Here is a 406-nt window from a genome sequence, read left to right on the forward strand (position 1 = left end):
TGAAGTGACCCCGTAAAGTTGGACATTTCTGTTAAGCGGCTTTCAAGGCCTGAGTTCGATATTCTATCGGAGTCAGGCCTTTTAGTTTCACTTTTATACGTTTGGTATTGTAGTACTCGATGTATTCTTTAATTTGCTCTATCAGAGCATCTGCATCTTCAAAGCTTTGGTTGTGATACATCTCTGTTTTGAGTAAAGCAAAAAAGTTTTCAGCAACCGCATTATCCAAGCAGTTACCTTTTCTCGACATGCTTTGTGTTAACCCACTCTCCGCTACCTTTTTCTGATACTGTCGATGACGATATTGCCAACCTTGATCGCTATGTATAATTGGCTTTGAGTTGGGTTTGAGCTTTGATATGGCTTCCGTTAGCATATCCGTGACAAGCGGCAAGCAGGCATTTTT

At 40.9% G+C, this 406-nt stretch carries 1 protein-coding gene; it reads right to left on the reverse strand.

Annotation, left to right across the window (positions count from 1 at the left end; genetic code table 11):
• Window positions 1–31 precede the first annotated feature (31 nt).
• Window positions 32–406, reverse strand: a 375-nt coding sequence (locus AB4351_RS22065; protein ID WP_372127189.1) for a transposase, incomplete at its 5' end; no start/stop codon positions are given.

Origin of the sequence: Vibrio sp. 10N.261.51.F11 (assembly GCF_041471665.1) — a bacterium.
In the GTDB taxonomy this organism is placed as follows: Bacteria; Pseudomonadota; Gammaproteobacteria; order Enterobacterales; family Vibrionaceae; genus Vibrio; species Vibrio crassostreae_C.